This window comes from Rhizobium sp. FKY42 (assembly GCF_005222835.1).
Lineage (GTDB): Bacteria > Pseudomonadota > Alphaproteobacteria > Rhizobiales > Rhizobiaceae > Neorhizobium.
On record NZ_STGA01000029.1, the window covers coordinates 185930 to 202162 of the forward strand.

The following is a 16233-nucleotide window of genomic DNA, read 5'->3' on the forward strand; positions in this document are numbered from 1 at the left end:
CTACTCCAAATTCTGAACCTGTTCGCGAAACTGGTCGATGACCACTTTCAACTCGATACCGGCTGCGGTTACCGCGGAAGAGTTCGATTTGGAACAGATCGTATTCGACTCGCGGTTAAATTCCTGTGCAAGAAAATCAAGACGGCGGCCAACCGGGCCACCTTTCTGCAGAAGTTCCTCGACTGCGCCGACATGGGCCTTCAACCGATCGATCTCCTCGCGCAGATCAGCCTTGGTCGCAAGCAGCGCGACTTCTGCGTAAAGCCGCTCACGCTCCAGCCCACCGTTGCCATCGAGGAGGCTTCCGACATGAGCTGCCAAGCGCCGGGCGATCTCCTCCGGCGAACGGGAAGCATCCGACTCTATAACCGTCGTCAGGCGCGCGATTGTTTCCAAATGCTGGCGCAAAACCGAAGCAAGCGCATTTCCCTCATTGATCCGCATGGACACCAAATCGGAGAGAGCCGTTTCCAAACCTGCGAGAATGTCCCGATCCCTGATCTCGAGTGCTGCTGGCTCCTCGCCTGCTTCCCGAATATCCACAAGTCCACGGATAGAAAGCACAGTGTCGAGCTTGAGCGGCGCGCTATCGACCAGATCTCCCAACTCTTCTCGAAGTTTAAGAACGGCTTCCAGCGCGTCTCGATTGAGAACGGCCTCCATTCTGGATTCTGCCACGGAGACGGAGAGCGTCGCCTGAATATTGCCACGGCTCAGATGCTTCGAGGCACGCGCCTTGATTTCGCCTTCCATGGCTTCGAAACCTGGCGGCAGACGCAGACGGAAATCCAGGCCCTTGCCGTTGACGGAACGCAACTCCCAGACCCAACGAAAGCGACCACTGGTGCCCTCGCAGCGGGCAAACCCTGTCATGGATTGTACAGTCATATCTGGCCTCAGAATTCATGCAGCAGCCGGAACCGGCTAGTTCGATAAAGAAAAGCGCCGCCGGAGCGACGCCTGGAATTTGTTATGTGAACGCCGCGTCAGTTGCCCTTCGGCGGCTTCTCGGCATCGGCACCACCCGGTGAACCGCCGTTGAGCGTATCACCCGAGGCGTTGGCCCGCTCGGCCTCGATCTTGCGCCAACGCCGTACATTGGCATTGTGCTCGTCGAGCGTCGCCGCAAAAGCGTGCCCGCCGGTTCCATCCGCGACGAAATACAGGTCATTCGTCCGCCACGGATTGGCGACGGCTTCCAGTGCTGCCCGACCGGGGTTTGCGATCGGTGTCGGAGGAAGCCCCTTGATCTGATAGGTATTGAATGGTGTCTGCTTGTCGATGTCAGAGCGCATGATCGGGCGATCGGCAGGACGCCCAGCGCCACCAAACAGGCCATACAGGATCGTTGGATCCGATTGCAGGCGCATGCCTTTGTTCAAACGGTTCATGAAGACCGAAGCGACATGCGCGCGCTCGTCGTCCTTACCGGTTTCCTTTTCCACGATCGAGGCGAGCGTTACGAATTCCTGCTTTGTCTTGATCGGAAGATCGGGGTCGCGCTTGGCCCAGATCTGATCGATCAGCTTTTCCTGCGCTGCCCGCATCTGAGCCAGGATTTCGCCGCGGGTCGTGCCGCGCGAGAACTTATAGGTATCCGGACGCAGGCTTCCTTCTGGCGGCAATTCGTTGGGAACGGGTCCCTCCAGAACCGGGTCGTCTGCCAGACGCTTGACCATCTGCTGAACGGTCAACCCTTCCGGCATGGAGACCGAATAGAGAATGGACTTGCCGGATTCCAGCAGCAGGGCAATGTCCTTCATCGACATTCCTGCCTTGATCTCGTACTCGCCCGCCTTCAGAGTCTGCTCCTTATGGAGATAACTCGCCGTCATGTAACGGAAGACACGCGCATCGGAGACGATGCCATTGCGCTCCAGCATTTGCGAGATCTGGGCGAGACCCGCACCATCCGGCACGACGAAATGGGTGTTCGTGGCGAGGGGTCCGGGTTGCTGGTAAGCGGATATTACGTAATAGAACGCGGCAACGGCCACAACACTGACGAGAACGATCAAGGTCATCAGGAAATTCAGGAAGATGACCAGCTGGCTTCGTGCCTTGCGGGAACGACGCGGTGGCTCGGGCACCCGCTCCGGCTTGAGAGCCTCGTTTGGCGACTTTGGCACGAACGGGCCACTGCCGGAGCTGCTGCCGTTTGCCGAATTCGGTTCGCTTGTGCTGTTCGTATCGGTCACCGCTACTCCTTAAATCAGCTCAACAATGCCGGTCTGTGACCAAGCAATGCGGCGAAAACAGGGATTAAAAGCGGGAATCGGTCAATCACGACGCGGCTCCCACTTCGAAATCAGCCTTCGTAGCGACGCAGGACCAATGATGCGTTCGTGCCGCCGAAGCCGAAGGAGTTGGAGAGTGCCACGTTGATTTCGCGCTTGCGCGCGACATGCGGCACCAGATCGATGGCCGTTTCTACGTCCGGATTATCCAGATTGAGCGTCGGCGGCGCGATGTTGTCGCGGATCGCAAGCGTCGAGAAAATCGCTTCGATTGCCCCGGCCGCGCCAAGCAGATGGCCCACGGCCGACTTGGTCGAGGACATGGAGATCCTGGAAGCCGCATTACCCACCAGCCGCTCCACCGCGCCAAGCTCGATCGTATCGGCCATGGTCGATGTCCCATGCGCATTGATGTAATCGAGTTCGGAGGCGCTGATCCCTGCCCGCTTCAAGGCAGCCGTCATGCAGCGGAAAGCCCCGTCACCATCTTCAGAAGGTGCGGTAATATGGAAAGCATCGCCAGAGAGCCCATAGCCAACGACTTCGGCATAGATCTTGGCGCCGCGCGCCTTGGCATGCTCCAGCTCTTCAAGCACGACGATGCCCGCGCCCTCGCCCATAACAAAACCGTCACGGTCGCGATCGTAAGGGCGCGAAGCCTTCTGCGGATTGTCATTGTGTTGCGTGGAGAGCGCCTTGCAGGCAGCGAAGCCAGCAAGCGAGATGCGGCAGATCGGCGATTCTGCACCGCCGGCCACCATGACATCTGCGTCACCAAGCGCGATAAGCCGCGCCGCATCGCCGATGGCATGCGCGCCAGTTGAGCAGGCGGTGACGACGGCGTGGTTTGGACCACGCAGCTTGTGCTTGATCGATACCTGACCGGAGACCAGATTGATCAGACGGCCAGGAATGAAGAAGGGGGATATGCGCCGAGGGCCTTTGTCGCGCAGCGTATAGCCTGCTTCGACGATGCCTTCGAGGCCACCGATACCGGAACCAATCAGAACGCCCGTGGCGCACTGGTCATCATCTGTTTTCGGATGCCAGCCAGCATCTGCCAGCGCCATGTCGGCAGCCGCCACACCGTAGACGATGAACGGATCGACCTTGCGCTGTTCCTTGGGCTCCATCCAGTCATCAGGATTGAAAGCACCTTCGATGGACGGATCTGTGGGAATGCGGCAGGCAATTTTTGCGGGGAGATCTTCGACCTCAAACTCCGTAACCAGCCTTGCTGCGTTTTGACCGGCAATCAGCCTGGACCAGCTGATTTCCGTACCACAGCCGAGAGGAGATACCATACCGGTACCGGTGATAACGACACGCCTCATGCCAGCGCCCCACCCGCCAAGAATTGATGATGTCATATGACTGAAACGGCCCGAACATGCCGGGCCGTTGAAGAGCGACCGCCATCAAGGCGTGCTCCAGCTCTTGAGTTCAGATCAGGCCTGAGCCTTCTCGATGAACTTCACGGCATCGCCGACGGTCAGGATGGAGTCAGCAGCGTCATCCGGAATTTCAACGCCGAACTCTTCTTCAAAAGCCATGACCAGTTCGACCGTGTCGAGGGAGTCAGCGCCCAGATCATCGATGAAGCTCGCGCCTTCGACAACCTTGTCGGCATCGACGCCGAGATGATCAATGACAATTTTCTTAACGCGCTCTGCGATATCGCTCATGTCGGTTTCCTCGACCTTTATCTTTTCGGACCGCCCTCACGGCAGCCGTACCCTGTTGGAACCCTTGGCCGTCTTTTGCAGAACGGCTCCCGGGCAAACTCGCTCAACCCGAAGCTAGACTGCGACCTTGTCATGCGTCAATCGCACCGAGGAGGTCCGCATTCGGGGTGACTGTAGACAGTCATTGGCCCGATTAACACGGTTTCACCGCGCCGCAAAGCCAGAAAATGACCACTTTCACCACCGCCAACAGCCAAACCTGTGGGCGGAAGCAAAGGAATGCAAGCTGTTCAGATCATTGCCATGCCGCCGTTCACGTGCAGGGTCTGACCCGTCACGTATCCGGCTTCATTCGAAGCAAGGTAGACAACAGCCGTAGCGATGTCGGCGCCGATTCCCATGCGCTTCATGGGAATTGCGCCCAGAATGGCTTCTTTTTGCTTGTCATTGAGCTTTCCGGTCATCGCACTTTCGATGAAGCCCGGAGCGATGCAGTTGACCGTCACGTTACGCGTGGCGATTTCCTGAGCCAGCGACTTTGAAAAGCCGATCATGCCTGCCTTGGAGGCACAATAGTTTGCCTGACCCGGGTTACCGGTCACGCCGACCACCGACGTGATGTTGATGATGCGACCGAACCGGCGGCGCATCATCGGATGTGTCAGTTCGCGGGTCAGGCGGAAGGTGGAGGTCAGGTTGACTTCCAGGACATTGTCCCAGTCCTCGTCGCTCATGCGTACAAAGAGGCCATCCTTGGTGATGCCGGCATTGTTCACAAGAATGTCCACGCCGCCAAGCTCGGCTTCGGCCTTTTCGCCAAGCGCCTTGACGGCATCACGGTCACCGAGATTTGCCGGGAACACATAGGCGCGCTCGCCAAGCTCGGTTGCCAAGGCTTCGAGCTTCTCGGCGCGCGTTCCGTGCAGACCAACGATGGCGCCCTGAGCATGAAGGGCACGGGCGATCTCTTCGCCAATACCGCCAGTCGCACCCGTCACAAGAGCCTTGCGGCCAGTCAGATCAAACATGTTCGTAATCCTTCGAGATCAGCCGAGCAGCGTCTTCAGCGCCGCATCAATATCAGCAGGTGTGTTGACGGCAATGCCTGTCACGTTCTTGTCGATGCGACGCGCCAGACCGGTCAGAACCTTGCCGGAGCCCAGCTCGTACAATGTCGTCACGCCGTTTGCACCAAACCATTCGACGGTTTCACGCCAGCGAACCTGACCGGTGACCTGCGCGACCAGCAGCTTGACGATCTCGTCCGCGTTGATAACAGGGGCCGCGCGCACATTGGCGACGACCGGAACGACCGGGTCCTGCTTGGCTACCTTGTCCAAGGCATGCGCCATGGCTGTCGCGGCAGGTGCCATCAGATCGGAATGGAACGGCGCGGAGACGGGCAGCATGATGGCGCGCTTTGCGCCCTTTTCGGTTGCCAGAGCGGCAGCCTTCTCGACCGCAGCCTTGGAGCCGGAAATCACGAGCTGCCCGCCGCCATTATCATTGGCAATCTGGCAGACACCCGCCGCCTTCGCCTCTTCGCATGCCGCCTGAACGTCAGCATGTTCGAGACCAATGATGGCTGCCATGGCACCCTCGCCCACAGGCACTGCAGACTGCATCGCATCACCGCGAATGCGCAGCAGGCGCGCGGTATCGGCTATGGAAAATGTTCCGGCAGCCGCGAGGGCAGAATACTCGCCCAGAGAGTGACCAGCCACATGGGAAACCTTGTCGGCAAGCTTAAGGCCGCCAGCCTCCAGAACGCGAATAACCGCCATGGAAACCGCCATCAATGCGGGCTGGGCATTGGCCGTCAGCGTCAGCTGATCTTCCGGACCATTCCACATGATGTCGGAGAGTTTTTGACCAAGCGCATCGTCGACTTCCTGAAAGACGGCGCGCGCTTCCGGAAATGCATCGGCAAGATCCTTGCCCATGCCGACAGCCTGGCTGCCCTGACCGGGGAATGTGAAAGCAATGCTCATCGGGCCTGTATCCTTCCCTATTTTTGCCTTCCATTCACATTCTGGCCGAGCAAGTCAAGACTTTCGGCCAATGGACTAGGCCTGGAGACCAGCTAGACCACACTTTATGAACGTCCACGAGAAAGACGGCTTTCTCGAAGTTGCAATTTCGGGGCGCGTCTTGTGTTGCCTGAGAAGCGGCCTACATTGCAGCCGCCCTCCCATCATGGCCACCACGGATATACCTCATGAAATTCAAGAAACTTGGACGAACCGACATTTCCGTTTCGGAAATCTGCCTCGGAACGATGACCTGGGGTTCGCAGAATAGCGAAGCCGAGGCGTTCGAACAGATGGACTATGCGCTCGACCATCAGGTCAATTTCTTCGATACGGCAGAACTCTATCCGACCACGCCTCTTTCCGCCGAGACCTATGCCGATACCGAGCGCATGATCGGCAACTGGTTCCAGAAGACCGGCAAAAGAGACAAGGTCGTTCTGGCAACCAAGGTCGCCGGTGCCGGACGCCCGTATATTCGCGGCGGCGCACCGATCACGGCACAGGCTATACAGGACGCTGTGGATGCAAGCCTCAAGCGCCTGAAGACCGACTACATCGATCTCTACCAGATCCACTGGCCGAATCGTGGCAGCTATCACTTCCGCGCCAACTGGGGTTACGATCCCTTCAAGCAGGACAAATCGCAGACGCTGGCAGAGATCGAAGAAAAGCTGGATGTGCTGGGCGCCTGCATGAAGGCCGGCAAGATCCGCGCCATTGGTCTTTCCAACGAGACGACCTGGGGCACGCAGAAATTCCTCTCGCTTGCCGAAGAGAAGGGTCTGCCGCGCGTTGCCACCATCCAGAATGAGTACAGCCTGCTGTGCAGGCATTTCGATCTGGACCTCGCAGAGCTCGCCCATCATGAAGATGTGGGCCTTCTTGCCTATTCACCGCTCGCAGGCGGTATTCTTTCCGGCAAATATCTCTCCGGTGAAAAGCCAGCCGGTTCACGCGGCGCCATCAATGGCGATATCGGCGGGCGTCTTGTCCAGCACCAGCAGGCGGCAACGCAGGCCTATGTGGATCTGGCGGCAAGGCACGGGATCGACCCTTCGCAACTGGCACTGGCCTTCTGCCTCACCCGCCCCTTCATGGCGGCAGCAATCATCGGGGCAACCTCGATGGAACAGTTGAAGATCAATATCGGTGCGGCTGACGTCACACTGTCCGACGAGATCCTGCGGGAGATCAACAAGATCCACCGTCAGTATCCGATGCCGATCTGACAATAAGCACAGAAACTAAACAACACGGCAGCCCTCTTCAGCGGCTGCCGTTTCACTGAATGCTAACCTATTCCCATAGTGTTGCTGGATCGTCTCAAGCCCGGATTGTAAGCTCGGGAAAGCACCTCCGCGCAATCCGTTCAGCGCAATCCGTTATGAGGCTGCAGTATCGATCTGTCCGGGGAGCAGGCATTCATGAGCACGATCAGCGGCTTCTTTCGCAGCCCCAGCGCCGCGCGCGACATAGATCTGCTGTTTTCACCCCCCAAAGCTGCCAGTGGCACCTTATATTCCAGCAGTCGTCCGCCTGCCGTGCAAACTGATACTGCGCCAACCGCAAGCCAGCGCGCGCTCTCTCGGATTATCGAGATCATCACTCTCAATTCCTCTGAAGCGCAGGACAAGGCGACCATGGAGGAACAGTTGGGCTATGTCACCTCTGGCACTGGTGGCGAGGGTGACGATACGCTGACGGTCACGGGTCGCGGCATCACCAACATCGATGCAGGTGCAGGCAATGACAGCCTTATCCTCAAGAGTGATTCCATTTCGGACATTCGCGCGGGCAGCGGCGATGATAGCATCAAGGCGGCAGGCACCTTTGTCGGATCGATTGACGGCGGCGACGGCAATGACGATATTCAGATCAAGGCAAAACTCGCTCTCGACCTCCTCGGCGGGGCTGGCGATGATACGATGAAGGTCGCAGCCGACACGATCCGCAATCTGGATTCTGGAGACGGCAACGACAATCTGGTGCTGGAAGGCAACCGGATCTTTGCGCGCGGCGGCCTGGGTAATGACACTGTCAGCCTCAAGGCCACCGGCGCCGATTCCCTGATCGAGTATGGCTTCGGACGCGGCGACGGACAGGACACCGTTCGCAGCACGTCGGGTCTTGCCATCGCACTCGGAGGCCTCACGGCAAATGATCTGGACATCGCAGTTTCCGGAAACACGCTGACTGCATCCATCAAGGGCAGCGAGGATCGCATCACCGTCACGCTGGACGGCAAGACCACCGCCAGCTTCAGCTTTGCCGTCAAGGACGGACAGACGATGCTTCGGATAAACTGAGCCCACAAGGCGGTAATTTCCCCTGAAGGCTTGCATTCGCGTGAAATGAGCGTATAAGCCCGCCTGTTCGAAATGCCCGGTCTTCTGGCTGGTGGCTGAACGGAGGGCCGGTTTCGCAAATGGAACCGTTGGAACCACAAGGGTTCCGGCCTCCCGTGTCTCCGCTCTCGACCGTCTCGATCGTAACGCTTTTCTTGCTTGGGCTTTTGCTCTTTCCAAGACCAGTCGTTGAGGCTTAGCCGCCGATTACCGGGCCAAGACAACCGCAAGAAAGGCAAGCTACAATGGCTCTTTACGAACATGTATTCCTTGCCCGGCAGGATATGTCCGCTCAGCAGGTTGACGCCCTCGTAGAACAGTACAAGGGTGTTATCGAAGCTAACGGCGGCAAGGTCGGGCGCATTGAAAACTGGGGCCTCAAGTCCCTGACGTACCGCATCAAGAAGAACCGCAAGGCTCACTACGCTCTCCTCGACATCGATGCACCGGCTGCTGCCGTGCACGAAATGGAGCGCCAGATGCGCATCAACGAAGACGTTCTTCGTTACATGACGATTGCTGTCGAAAAGCACGAAGAAGGCGCGTCTGCCATGATGCAGAAGCGTGACCGTGACGATCGTCCGCGTCGTGATGGTGATGACCGTGGCCCGCGTCGTGACTTCGGCGATCGTGGTCCGCGTCCGCCGCGTGATGGCGACCGTGACCGTGGTCCGCGCGCTCCGCGCGAAGACCGTGCGTAATTTCGAGAGCTTAAGGAGAATTACCAATGGCTGACTCATCCTCTGCTCCGGCACGCCGCCCCTTCCACCGCCGTCGCAAGACCTGCCCCTTCTCGGGCGCCAATGCACCGCGGATCGACTACAAGGACGTTCGTCTTCTGCAGCGCTACATTTCCGAGCGCGGCAAGATTGTTCCTTCGCGTATCACAGCAGTTTCCCAGAAGAAGCAGCGCGAACTGGCCCAGGCCATCAAGCGCGCCCGCTTCCTCGGCCTGCTGCCTTACGTCGTTTCCTAAATGAAACAGTCGCCGCTGGAGCTTTCAGTCTTCGGCGGCGTCTCCCTTCCGCGATGGGCGCGGATCGGAACCTTTAAAACCCATGTTGGGGACCACGCGACCTGAGGCTATGATTCAGGTGCCTCCCCTAACTGCTTGAACTGGCAGGACAGCGAGACGTGAACGGATTGAACCAGACAGTGCTGACGACCGGCATCATCGCCGGTATTGCCGCAACGCTGCTCGTGATGGGCGCGAATGCGCAGCCGTCTTTTGCGTCTGTCCTCTATGCCTCCTCCGCGCTTCCCGTTCTTGTGGCCGGTCTCGGCTGGGGGAATCGTACGGCGATCATCGCCATTATCACGGCAGCAATTCTGGGCGCGGTTCTCGTCACGCCCATGTTCGCACTGGCCATGGCAATCTTCACCTTGATCCCTGCTGGCTGGCTTTCGCATCTCGCCAATCTTGCTCGCCCTGCCTCGGAACTTGGCGGTCCAGACCATTTGATGGCCTGGTACCCGATCTCAGACATCCTGCTGCATCTGTGCGGACTGGTAACGGCCGCTGTCATCATCCTGGGCATGGTCATCGGCTACGGCCCACACTTGACGGACCGCATGGTCGACCTGATGGCGGAGAGCTTCAACCAGCAGAGTCCGGGGCTTGCACCGAATGCAGAAAGCCTCGCCCAGACCAAGGTTCTAATCGTTCTGATGCTGCCGATGATCCAGGGCGGCATCTGGGTGACCTTGCTGTTTACCGCCTTTTATCTAGCCATCCGCATCGTATCCCGCAGCGGTCGCGCGCTTCGCCCACGTGAAGACATGCCATCTGCGCTGCGCATGAACCGCAATGCGATCTTCGTTTTCCTCGCCGGCATCGTCCTGATGTTTGCAGGTGGCGTGCCAGCCATGGTCGGAGCCACGATCTGCGGCACGTTCGGCGCCGGTTTCCTAATGGCCGGATTTGCTTCGCTGCATTTTCGGCTGCGCGGCAAGGACTGGCGCGTGCCTGCGCTCGTCCTGGCCTATCTCTCGACCATGATGCTATTGCCGATGATCGCCATCTTGGTCGTCGGACTTTCCGATACGCGGCGCACAATCGCATTGACGCCTGCCCGCCCCACTGACAACAAAGACACCTAAATTAGAACTCGAAAGGACAACGAAGATGGACGTCATTCTTCTTGAACGCATTGCCAAGCTCGGCCAGATGGGCGAAACCGTAAAGGTTCGCGATGGCTACGCCCGTAACTTCCTGCTGCCGCAGGGCAAGGCGCTGCGCGCCAACGAAGCCAACAAGAAGCGCTTCGAAGCCGAGCGTGCAACGCTTGAAGCCCGTAACCTCGAGCGCAAGTCCGAAGCCCAGAAGGTTGCTGAAGTCCTCGAAGGCAAGAGCTTCATCGTGGTTCGCGCTGCTGGCGAAACCGGTCAGTTGTACGGTTCTGTCGCTGCTCGTGACGTTGTTGACGTTCTGGCCGCAAACGGCTTCAACGTTGGCCGTAACCAGGTCGACCTGAACAACCCGATCAAGGAAATCGGCCTGCACAAGGTTACGCTGCATCTGCATGCTGAAGTCGAGCTGGAAGTTGAACTGAACGTTGCCCGTTCCGCTGAAGAAGCCGAGCGTCAGGCCAAGGGTGAGAGTCTCACCTCTGCCGATGCCATCTACGGCGTTGACGAAGACGCGCTTCGTCCGGAAGACTTCTTCGATCCGGATGCAGACCGCGACGAAGACGAAGCGTGATTGCTTCCGCCATTTCTGGCGCAACAAACCCCGGTTCCTTCGAACCGGGGTTTTTGTTTCCGCGAGAATGATTATTTTTAGTTGGCCGCGGTTCTAACCGGTGGCTCGGTCTTGTCGACGCGGACGACGACGGATAGTCCCGGCTGAAGATCTTCGACCGCAGACTGGTCCGCATCCAGTTTCACGCGAACACCGACACGTTGCGCGATCTTGACGAAGTTGCCCGTCGCGTTGTCCGATCTGATGACAGCAAACTCGGAAGCCGCAGCCGGGGAAAAGCGTTCAATTGTACCGCGCAGTTCACGATGGCCAAGAGCATCGACGCTGACCTGGACCGGTTGGCCTACCTGCATGCCTTGCAACTGGGTTTCCTTGAAATTGGCGATGATCCACACGTCATCCTGCACAATCGCCATCAACTGGGTGCCGGCCGTGGCATACTGGCCGATACGCGCGCCCACCTCACCAACCCGCCCGTCCCGTGGTGCATGGATTTCGGTGTTGGCAAGGTCGATCTTCGCGAGCTGTACGGTTGCCTCTGCGCTTGAGACGGCTGCCTCCAGCGAACCGCGATTCACAACAATCGTTTGCAACTGCTGGCGGGAAACCTCAAGAGCGGCTTCTGCCTGCTGAACGCCAGCCCTCGCCTTTTCCAGTGCGGCCTCCGCCTGTTCCTGCACACTGGTCGTGCCAACACCGCTGCGGCTGAGATTCTGCTGTCGCTCGCTGGCGAGACTTGCCTGCGTCAGGGCCGCATTCGCACTGGTCAGCGATGCTTCGCTGGACGTGATGTTTGCCTTGGCTGAGACTTCCTGCTGGTGCGAATTATCCAGTGCGGCTTTCTGGCTGGCCAAGGTCGCCTGCGCCTGCGCCAGCTTCTGCTGGTATATACGATCATCAATCCTGGCCAGCACGTCGCCCGCCTTGACCTTCTGATAGTCCATGATCGGAACGTCGACTACATAGCCGCTAACCTGTGGGCTGAGTGTCGTCACGTAGCCGCGGACATAGGCGTTGTCTGTCAGCTCCACGCTACTGGTAAACGGCGGCAGCCTCCAGGCGTAAAGAACGAGGCCAAAACCAATCAGGCCCACGAGCAGGATGAGAAGCGTGACCGGGGAAAATAGTTTCTTCAACATGTCTTTATACCTGAGATGGAACTGTTGCCTCGTCCTGAGAGGTTTTCGCAAGGTGTCGCGCAGCCAATGCCGCTTTCGCGCTATCCCAGGAGAGGTGAATGAGGAGACCGATCAGTGCGGCCGTCGTGGCAATGCCGATCAGAAGGAAGGTGTCGTTGTAAGCGAGGATATAGGCTTCTCGCGAAACCTGCCGGCCGAGAAGCACCAGACCTTCGGCATTTAAAAGCGTTTTGTCCGTCAGCGCCTTCGCATAGCCCGCAGACAATTGCGCAACCCTCTGGGCAACATCGGGGTCGGTGAGAAGTATGTTTTCCACCAGAATGCTGGAGTGAAACTTCTCACGTATTGTCACGAAGGTGCCGAGCAGACCCGTTGCAATAACCGAACCGCTGATCTGGGTGAACAGGAAGATCGCGATGAAATTCACCAGATAGGGAGCCCCCTTCTGAATGGCCGCAGCAAAGCCACGCGCCATGACGGGAGGCAGGAACATGGCTGCGCCGAAGGCGATCAAGGACTGGCTGACATAGAACTGTTCCGGCCTGGTGAGGTTCGTCGACTGGCTGTCCAGGAATGCGCCGGTCGCAATCATGGCGAGCGCGATGAAGTGGGCGGTGCCCAGATATTGCCGCGACATCAGGAAGGCGCAGACCGCACCGCCGACAAGCGAGGCAAGCAGGATGTAGCCAAAGAGAACACCCATCTGGTCGTTCTGGATTCCGAGCTGCTGCAGGAAGCCGACCATGGTGCTGGACTGCTCCGCAGTAACAGCACGAAAGATGATGAGAACCGCCGCCAGATGGAGGTTCTGCCAGGAGAAGATCCAGCGCAGATCCAGCAAGGGATTGGCACGGTGCAGCTCGATCATGGCAAAGACCGTCAACGTCGCAACGCTGGTCGCCAACAGGATGCCGAGCCATGGGGCCTCGAACCACCAATAGAAGCGACCGAGCGTGAAGAAGACAGCGAAAGAGCCAAGACCGACTGCCAAAAGCATGTAGGTGAAGACATCCATGCGTTCGATTGCCTTGACGCGAGGCGGCGCTGTGAGAGGCAGAACGAAAATCAGCGGCAGAGCCAGCAAAGCAAGGCCCAGCTCCATCGTATAGAGCGTCTGGTAGCCATCAATATCCATGAGAACCGGAGAAATGATCCGCGCGACGGGCGCTGCGAGCAGTGTTCCAGTCAGGGCGATGCTGAGGCCGACAGTCAGTTTCTTCTGCACAGGGAATGCTTCCAGAATGTAGAGAAAGCCGAGAGACGACAGCGGAGCCGCCGCCATGCCGCTGACAAAGCGGACGACAAGCGCTGAATGGAAATCAGTCACGAAAAGATTGAGGCAGGAGGCCAGAACAAAGGCGGCGATACTCAGTTCAGCAAAGGGACGCAGGCCATACTGCACGCGGATCTTGAAGAGCGCGAGCGAAAGGCTGGCATAGGGCGCCATGTATGCCGCAGACAGGGCGGCGACTTCGGCTATTGTTGCTGAGAAGGTTCCCTGCAACTGATAGATATTGGCGGTAACAATGTTCATACCCAGACCCTGGGTCAGGAACATTAGAAGCCCAGAAAAGATATAGGCAAGCGTCAACCAGACCGGTCGCTCTTCAACCGGCACAGGCTGGCGCGGACGAAAGGTGGAAGACAGGAAGCCAACCGGCGTCGGCGAGGGTTCGCTGACGGCTTTGGGCGTGTCCGCCTGACGTTCCATCGTTGCACTGACACTGCTCATAAACGCTGCTCCTCGGCGCTCGAAACGGCAAGGTTCCGGTTGAGTTGCAAGAGAACGCGCAGAGTGACTTCCAGATCCTCAGGCGAAATGTTTTCCACAAGTCGTGCCCTCAGATCGCGCGCCAGGGTCTGAACCGCACGTCCGGCAATCTCTCCTTCCGCGGTTACATGGATCTCCTTGACTCGTCGGTCACCCTCGCCAGCGCGTCGTTCGATAAGGTTCTGCTTCTCCATGCCGTCGAGCACGCGAACCAGTGTCGGCGTTTCGATCTCGAGTTCCTGTGCCAGATCCTTTTGCGAAAGATGACCCCGCCGGCTCAGCGCAAAAAGCGCCCTCGCCCGCGTCAACGTCAGGCCCATCTCGCGCGTTCGCATGTCGAACATCGCACGCAGTCGCCTGTTGAAGGCCGACATCTCGTCGAACAGCCGCTCATTAATCGTGTGACGCGACATTGTTATTGATCCCTGATGATTAGGTTACTAATGATTTACAACCTACGTATGTCAGGGAATTATAATATTCAACAATTCATGTCAGGGCACAGCTATGCAAATTTGACAGGGATCAAAGACGTCCCATGCGCGCGTTCACCAAGTTTTGCAAAAGATGCAACCGACATCTGCACCGGGGGAAAGAGATCTCTATAATATGACCTCCGCGACCTGATTCGGGGAAAAGCACAGTCAACGGAAAACTCGCATCACTCACGCTTTTCCGTCATTCGGCGGTTGGGGGCTGTGAATCGATGTGAGTTATGCGCTGGCGTCTGTTATCTCCTTCCGGGACAGGTAAAGTGGCAGCACACCGAACATGATCATGATTGGATCGAAACGATGAACGAAGCCGCGCGCAAACTTGCGCCCGCTCTCTCTAACGAGCCTCACTACCGCGAAGCCCCAAGCAATCTTGAGGCAGAACAGGCTCTGCTGGGCGCAATCCTGGTCAATAATGACGCCTATTATCGCGTTTCCGATTTCCTGAAGCCGGGCCATTTCTATGAACCGTTGCACCGAAAGATCTTTGAGGTTGCAGGCGACATCATTCGCATGGGCAAGATCGCCCATCCTGTGACGATCAAGACCTTTCTTCCCGCCGAAACCAAGGTTGGCGATCTGACGCTGGCGCAATACCTCGGTCGTCTAGCCGGGGAAGCCGTCACCATCATCAATGCGGAAGACTATGGCCGCGCGATCTATGATCTGGCGCTCCGGCGTGCACTAATCACCATCGGCGAAGACATGGTGAACATCGCTTATGACGCGCCGCTCGACATGCCGCCCCAGACGCAGATCGAGGATACCGAGCGGCGTCTGTTCGAACTGGCGGAGACTGGTCGCTATGATGGTGGCTTCCAGACCTTTTCTGACGCCGTTGCGCAGGCCATTGATATGGCAGGTGCTGCATTCGAGCGAGACGGCCATCTGTCCGGCATCTCGACCGGTATCATGTCGCTGGATGCGAAGATGGGCGGGCTGCAAAGGTCTGACTTGATCGTTCTCGCCGGGCGCCCCGGCATGGGTAAAACCTCTTTGGCTACGAATATTGCCTACAATATTGCGGCAGCCTATGAGCCGGAAGTGCTTCCAGACGGCTCCTTCAAAGCCAAGAATGGCGGCGTTGTTGGCTTCTATTCGCTCGAAATGTCCTCCGAACAGCTGGCCACCCGTATCATCTCCGAACAGACGGAGGTCTCATCCTCGAAGATCCGCCGTGGTGACATCACCGAGGCAGATTTCGAGAAACTGGTTGCCTGCAGCCAGATGATGCAGAAGGTGCCGCTGTTCATCGACCAGACCGGTGGTATTTCCATCGCGCAGCTTTCCGCACGTGCCCGACGCCTGAAGCGCCAGCGCGGTCTTGATGTTCTGGTTGTGGACTATATCCAGCTGATGACCGGCTCCGGCAAATCCGGCGAAAACCGCGTGCAGGAAGTGACGCAGATTACGACCGGCCTGAAAGCGCTCGGCAAGGAGCTGAATGTGCCGATCATTGCGCTTTCGCAGCTCTCGCGTCAGGTGGAAAGCCGGGAAGACAAGCGTCCGCAGCTTTCCGACCTTCGCGAATCCGGTTCGATCGAGCAGGATGCCGACGTGGTTCTCTTCGTATTCCGCGAAGAATACTACGTGAAGAACATGGAGCCACGTGACATCAGCGACCCCAAATACCCTGAGTGGGAACAGCAAATGGAAAAGGTGAAGGGCACGGCTGACGTGATCATCGCCAAGCAACGTCACGGACCCACCGGTACGGTCAAGCTCGCGTTCCAGTCTGAATTCACGCGCTTTGCCGATCTGGCTGACCCGAGTTTTATTCAATACGAAGAACATTGATGCGTGAGGATGAGCGCCCCGATCACAATCG

16 protein-coding genes are annotated in these 16233 nt (G+C 58.0%); 7 read left to right on the forward strand and 9 right to left on the reverse strand.

What is annotated here, in order from left to right; all coding sequences use genetic code 11:
* From E8M78_RS11700 to fabD, 6 genes are all read right to left on the reverse strand, one after another.
* Positions 1 to 888: a YicC/YloC family endoribonuclease gene (locus E8M78_RS11700; protein WP_137135213.1), complete on the reverse strand. Its 888-nt coding sequence runs from the start codon at positions 886 to 888 to the stop codon at positions 1 to 3.
* A 98-nt stretch (positions 889 to 986) separates the two neighbouring features.
* The gene (gene mltG / locus E8M78_RS11705; RefSeq protein WP_137135214.1) at positions 987 to 2198 is read right to left on the reverse strand and encodes an endolytic transglycosylase MltG; all 1212 of its coding nucleotides are present in this window, start codon (positions 2196 to 2198) and stop codon (positions 987 to 989) included.
* A 110-nt stretch (positions 2199 to 2308) separates the two neighbouring features.
* Entirely contained in the window at positions 2309 to 3571 is a 1263-nt protein-coding gene (gene fabF / locus E8M78_RS11710; RefSeq protein WP_137135215.1) for a beta-ketoacyl-ACP synthase II, read from the reverse strand.
* A gap of 114 nt (positions 3572 to 3685) precedes the next feature.
* A complete protein-coding gene (locus E8M78_RS11715; protein ID WP_003502080.1) occupies positions 3686 to 3922 on the reverse strand; it encodes an acyl carrier protein in 237 nt (78 codons plus the stop codon).
* 290 nt (positions 3923 to 4212) lie between these two features.
* A complete protein-coding gene (gene fabG / locus E8M78_RS11720; protein WP_137135216.1) occupies positions 4213 to 4950 on the reverse strand; it encodes a 3-oxoacyl-[acyl-carrier-protein] reductase in 738 nt (245 codons plus the stop codon).
* An 18-nt stretch (positions 4951 to 4968) separates the two neighbouring features.
* Entirely contained in the window at positions 4969 to 5913 is a 945-nt protein-coding gene (gene fabD / locus E8M78_RS11725; protein ID WP_137135217.1) for an ACP S-malonyltransferase, read from the reverse strand.
* A 227-nt stretch (positions 5914 to 6140) separates the two neighbouring features.
* On the opposite strand from fabD, the gene E8M78_RS11730 reads away from it, so the two are divergent.
* The 6 genes from E8M78_RS11730 to rplI all read left to right on the forward strand — a co-directional run bounded on the left by E8M78_RS11730 (position 6141) and on the right by rplI (position 11001).
* Positions 6141 to 7184, forward strand: coding sequence for an aldo/keto reductase (locus E8M78_RS11730; protein ID WP_137135218.1), 1044 nt, complete (start codon positions 6141 to 6143; stop codon positions 7182 to 7184).
* 195 nt (positions 7185 to 7379) lie between these two features.
* Complete coding sequence (locus E8M78_RS11735; RefSeq protein ID WP_137135219.1) at positions 7380 to 8261, forward strand: RTX toxin; 882 nt, start codon at positions 7380 to 7382, stop codon at positions 8259 to 8261.
* Positions 8262 to 8545: 284 nt separating this feature from the next.
* The gene (gene rpsF / locus E8M78_RS11745; protein ID WP_137135220.1) at positions 8546 to 9001 is read left to right on the forward strand and encodes a 30S ribosomal protein S6; all 456 of its coding nucleotides are present in this window, start codon (positions 8546 to 8548) and stop codon (positions 8999 to 9001) included.
* Between the two features lie 26 nt (positions 9002 to 9027).
* Positions 9028 to 9276: a 30S ribosomal protein S18 gene (gene rpsR, locus E8M78_RS11750; RefSeq protein ID WP_137135221.1), complete on the forward strand. Its 249-nt coding sequence runs from the start codon at positions 9028 to 9030 to the stop codon at positions 9274 to 9276.
* 227 nt (positions 9277 to 9503) lie between these two features.
* Positions 9504 to 10400, forward strand: a complete 897-nt coding sequence (locus tag E8M78_RS11755) for a DUF2232 domain-containing protein (protein WP_137135887.1) — start codon at positions 9504 to 9506, stop codon at positions 10398 to 10400.
* Between the two features lie 25 nt (positions 10401 to 10425).
* The gene (gene rplI / locus E8M78_RS11760) at positions 10426 to 11001 is read left to right on the forward strand and encodes a 50S ribosomal protein L9 (protein ID WP_137135222.1); all 576 of its coding nucleotides are present in this window, start codon (positions 10426 to 10428) and stop codon (positions 10999 to 11001) included.
* 77 nt (positions 11002 to 11078) lie between these two features.
* Here the strand turns inward: rplI and E8M78_RS11765 are convergent, their stop codons facing one another.
* From E8M78_RS11765 to E8M78_RS11775, 3 genes are read right to left on the reverse strand one after another with little or no spacing between them, the layout of a single operon-like run.
* On the reverse strand, positions 11079 to 12140 hold the full coding sequence (locus tag E8M78_RS11765) for an HlyD family secretion protein (RefSeq protein WP_137135223.1): 1062 nt from the start codon (positions 12138 to 12140) through the stop codon (positions 11079 to 11081).
* Between the two features lie 4 nt (positions 12141 to 12144).
* Positions 12145 to 13872, reverse strand: a complete 1728-nt coding sequence (locus tag E8M78_RS11770; RefSeq protein ID WP_246658300.1) for an MFS transporter — start codon at positions 13870 to 13872, stop codon at positions 12145 to 12147.
* Positions 13869 to 14324, reverse strand: a complete 456-nt coding sequence (locus E8M78_RS11775) for a MarR family transcriptional regulator (RefSeq protein ID WP_137135224.1) — start codon at positions 14322 to 14324, stop codon at positions 13869 to 13871. The genes E8M78_RS11770 and E8M78_RS11775 overlap by 4 nt, the downstream gene beginning before the upstream one ends.
* 381 nt (positions 14325 to 14705) lie before the next feature.
* Between E8M78_RS11775 and E8M78_RS11780 the strand changes: the two genes are divergently transcribed.
* The gene (locus E8M78_RS11780; RefSeq protein WP_137135225.1) at positions 14706 to 16202 is read left to right on the forward strand and encodes a replicative DNA helicase; all 1497 of its coding nucleotides are present in this window, start codon (positions 14706 to 14708) and stop codon (positions 16200 to 16202) included.
* Positions 16203 to 16233: the final 31 nt, after the last annotated feature.